Genomic DNA, 4,149 nt, shown 5'->3' with positions numbered 1-4,149 from the left:
CCCACCGGCATCAGCGCCTCGGCGAAACTGAACTGACCCGTCTGCTTCACCGCCATGCCTGGCCTCCCCGTACTAAACCCAGGGAATCACAATCGGCTAATTTCGCAACACGCCCTTGATGGGGGAGGGTCGGGGATGGGGGTGGCTACGGCGTCGGCGGCTGGCGCAGACGGCCAATCCAGCAGGTCACCCCCAACCCTGCCCTTCCCCCATCAAGGGGGAAGGGTTCTTCCAGGGAAACGCCGCTCAATGCTGGCTCAGCGCCCGCCAGCCGATGTCGCTGCGGTAGAAGCCGCCTTCCAGGCTCACCGTGCCCAGGGCGGCATAGGCCACGTCGCGGGCCTCGTGCAGGGTCGCGCCCAGGGCGCAGACGTTCAGCACGCGGCCGCCGGAGGCGACCAGCTTGCCGTCGGGGTCGCGGGCCGTGCCGGCGTGGAAGATCTCGGCCTCGTGGCCGTAGTCGGCCTCGGCGCCCTGGATCAGGCCGCCGGTCTTGGGGGCGTCGGGATACCCTTCGGCGGCCAGCACCACGCAGATCGCCGCCTCGTCGCGCCACTTGGGCGGCTCGGCGCTCGCCAGTTCGCCCTTGGCTGCGGCCAGCAGGGTCGGGACGATGTCGCTTTCCAGGCGCAGCATCAGCACCTGGCATTCCGGATCGCCGAAGCGGGCGTTGTATTCAACCAGCTTGGGGCCGGCCTCCGTCAGCATCAGGCCGGCATAGAGCACGCCCACATAGGGATTGCCCTCGGCGGCCATGCCCTCGACGGTCGGCACGATCAGTTCGCGCCAGGCCTGCTCGATCAAGGCGTCGGTGAGCACGGGCGGGGGCGAATAGGTGCCCATGCCGCCGGTGTTGGGGCCTTCGTCGCCGTCATAGGCGCGCTTGTGGTCCTGAGCCGCGCCGAACAGCACGGCGGTCTTGCCGTCGGAGATGGCGAAGAGGGAGGCCTCCTCGCCGTGCATGAACTCCTCGATCACCACCCGGGCGCCGGCCGAGCCGAAGCGGCCGCCCAGCATGTCGACCACCGCGGCGTCGGCGCTGGCGCGGTCGGGGGCGATGACCACGCCCTTGCCGGCCGCCAGGCCGTCGGCCTTGATCACGAACGGCGCTTCCAGGGTGTCGAGGAACTCACCAGCGGAAGCGGCGTCCTCGAACACGCCATAGGCCGCCGTCGGCAGGCCGTGGCGCTTGCAGAAGTCCTTGGTGAAGGCCTTGGAGGTCTCCAGCTGGGCCGCGCGCTGGCTGCCACCAAAGCACGGAACGCCGATCTCGGCCAGCTTGTCGGCCAGACCCACTTCGAGCGCCGACTCCGGACCAACCACCACCAGGTTCGCGCCGATCTCCTGGGCCAGGGCCACCAGGCCGTCGGCGTCGGTGGCCTTCACGGGCTTGAGCTCGGCCACGGCCGCGATGCCAGGATTCCCCGGGGCGGCGACGAGGCGTCCGCAAAGCGGCGATTGCGCGATCTTCCAGGCCAGGGCGTGCTCGCGCCCGCCGGACCCGACAAGGAGGATGGTCAGCTTTTCCATGAGCCGGGGATGTCGCGCGGGCGCGCTTGCGGGTCAAGCATCCGCTGCGTCCGATCGTCCGAAGGCCCCTCCTGCGACGCTTGGCCCGATTGCCAGCGGCGTCGCGCGCGGGCTCTTTTGTGTGCAAATTCGCACGTCCCGGGCAGGGCGCGCGCCACGGGGCAACCTTCGAGACACATGGCCAAGGACGACCATCATCTTCCGCGCGACCCGGCGGCCGCGGCGGACGCCGCCTCCCATCCGGCCAAGGCCCTGCACTCCTGGGCCTTCCTCGACGCCGTGGTCGAGAGCGTGCCGGCCATGCTGGTGGTCAAGAACGGCCGCGACGGCCGTTTCGTGCTGGTCAATCGCACCGGCGAGGAGCTGCTGGGCGTGCCGCGCGAGGATCTGCTCGGTCGCAACGACGCCGACTTCTTCCCGCCCGAGCAGGCCGCCTTCTTCGCCGAGATGGACGCCAAGGTGCTGGCCAGCGACCGCCTGTGGGTGATCGACGAGGAGCCGCTGAAGACGCCGCACAACGGCGACCGCTGGCTGCAGACCAAGAAGGTCGCCATCCCCGGCGATGGCGACGAGAAGCTGCTGCTGATCATCAGCGAGGACATCACCGAGCGGAAGAAATCGGCCATCGCCCTGGAGGCCGCCCTGGAACGGGCCCGCGCCGCCAGCGTCGCCAAGTCCGAGTTCCTGGCCAATATGAGCCACGAAATCCGCACGCCCCTGAACGGCGTGCTGGGCATGGCCCAGGTGCTGGCCCAGACCGAGCTGACCCCGCGCCAGCGCGAGATGATGGACGTGATCCTCAGCTCGGGCCGGACGCTGAACGCCCTGCTCAGCGGCATTCTCGACCTGGCCAAGATCGAGGCCGGCGAGGTCGAGCTGGAGGCCGCGCCCTTCGACCTGCGCGCCGCCCTGACCGCCTGCGCCGCGACCTTCGAGGGTCTGGCCTGCCAGAAGGGCCTGACCTTCTCGCTGGACTTCGACGAGGGCTTTCACGACCGGGTCGACGGCGACGCCCTGAAGATCGGCCAGATCGTCAACAACCTGATCAGCAACGCGGTGAAGTTCACCAGCGAGGGATCGGTCAGCGTCCGCGCCGCCACCCGCGCCCAGGACGGCCAGCTGGCGCTGACGCTCACGGTCGAGGACACCGGCGAGGGCTTCACGCCCGAGGTGCAGGCCAGCCTGTTCGAGCGCTTCGTCCAGGGCGACGGCTCGATCACCCGCCGGTTCGGCGGCTCGGGCCTGGGGCTGTCGATCGCCCAGCGCTTCGCCAAGCTGATGGGCGGCGACATCGCCTGCGTCTCGACGCCCGGCGAGGGCGCCCGCTTCACCCTGACCGCGCGCCTGGCGCCCGCCGCCCCCGAGGCGCCGGCGCCGATCAAGCGCGCCCCCAAGACCGCGCCCCCCGAGCGCCTGCGGGTGCTGCTGGCCGAGGATCACCCGACCAACCAGCGAGTCGTCGAGCTAATGCTGGACGGTGTCGCCGACGTGGTCGTCACCGAGGACGGCGAGGCGGCCCTGCGCGCCTATCGCGACCAGGAGTTCGACCTCGTCCTGATGGACACCCAGATGCCGGTGATGGACGGGCTGACGGCCATCCAGGAGATCCGCCAGCGCGAGCGGGCCGCTGGCCACGTGCGCATCCCGATCATCTCGCTGACCGCCAACGCCATGCCCCACCAGGTGGAAGCGTGTCTGGCCGCCGGCGCCGACCTGCACCTGGCCAAGCCGGTCACGGTCTCGGCCCTGTTCGACGCCATCGCCCAGGCCTGCGAGCTGGCGGCGGAACAGGTCTAGCGCGACCGGCCTAGCGCGACCGGAACATCCAAGCCTTGCGCGCCGCCCGCGCGCTTCCTGACGGCCTCAGCCGCCAGGAGCCCGCCATGTCCGACACCTATCCGCAGGGCCGAACGGCCCTGCTGTTCGTGGATCCCTACAACGACTTCCTCGCCGACGGCGGCAAGCTGTGGCCCAGGGTGGCGGCCACGCAGGCCGCCGGCGGCCTGCACGCGCGGCTGAAGGCCGTGACGGTCGCGGCGCGGGCGGCGGGCCTGCCGGTGTTCATCGTGCCCCACCACCGCTTCGCCCTGGGCGACCTGGACGGCTGGAAGCATCCCTCGCCCTACCTGCAGGGCAGCGCCCGGGCGATGGTGTTCGAGAAGGACGGCTGGGGCGGCCAGTGGCATCCCGACTTCGCGCCCCTGCCCGGCGACGTGATCGTCACCGAGCACTGGGGTTCCAGCGGCTTCGCCAACACCGACCTCGACTATCGCCTCAAGCAGCGCGAGATCACCCATGTGATCCTGATAGGGCTGGTGGCCAACACCTGCATCGAGGGCACCGGCCGCTTCGCCTCGGAGCTGGGCTACCACGTCACCCTGGTCACCGACGCCACGGCGGCGTTCAGCGACGAGGCGATGCACGCCGCCCACGCCATCAACGCCCTAACCTACGCTCACGCCATCGTCACGGTCGACGAGATCGTGGCGGCGGTGGCGGGGTCCTAGCTGTCGTTTCCAAGAAGGTTGTTCACCCGCTGCCAGGGCGTGAGGCCTTTTATGCCTGAGTGTGGGCGGTCGAGGTTGTAGCTGTCGGTCCAAGGCTTGATGGCCTTGGCGC

General features: G+C 70.1%; 3 protein-coding genes and 1 pseudogene. 2 read left to right on the top strand and 2 right to left on the bottom strand.

Annotated features, from left to right (window positions below):
- Nucleotides 1–246 precede the first annotated feature (246 nt).
- Nucleotides 247–1,530, bottom strand: a complete 1,284-nt coding sequence (purD, locus tag DDF67_RS01915) for a phosphoribosylamine--glycine ligase (protein WP_109099281.1) — start codon at nucleotides 1,528–1,530, stop codon at nucleotides 247–249.
- 177 nt (nucleotides 1,531–1,707) lie between these two features.
- On the opposite strand from purD, the gene DDF67_RS01910 reads away from it, so the two are divergent.
- Nucleotides 1,708–3,327: an ATP-binding protein gene (locus DDF67_RS01910; RefSeq protein ID WP_109099280.1), complete on the top strand. Its 1,620-nt coding sequence runs from the start codon at nucleotides 1,708–1,710 to the stop codon at nucleotides 3,325–3,327.
- A gap of 86 nt (nucleotides 3,328–3,413) precedes the next feature.
- Nucleotides 3,414–4,037, top strand: a complete 624-nt coding sequence (locus DDF67_RS01905) for an isochorismatase family cysteine hydrolase (RefSeq protein WP_109099282.1) — start codon at nucleotides 3,414–3,416, stop codon at nucleotides 4,035–4,037.
- Here DDF67_RS01905 and DDF67_RS26460 read toward each other — a convergent pair.
- Nucleotides 4,034–4,149: pseudogene (locus DDF67_RS26460) on the bottom strand (IS481 family transposase); the annotation flags it as partial. The gene DDF67_RS01905 and the pseudogene DDF67_RS26460 sit on opposite strands and share 4 nt — an antisense overlap.

Source organism: Caulobacter endophyticus (assembly GCF_003116815.1).
Lineage (GTDB): Bacteria > Pseudomonadota > Alphaproteobacteria > Caulobacterales > Caulobacteraceae > Caulobacter > Caulobacter endophyticus.
Note: the sequence above shows the minus strand (reverse complement) of the source record. Positions and strands in the feature narration are given on the sequence as shown.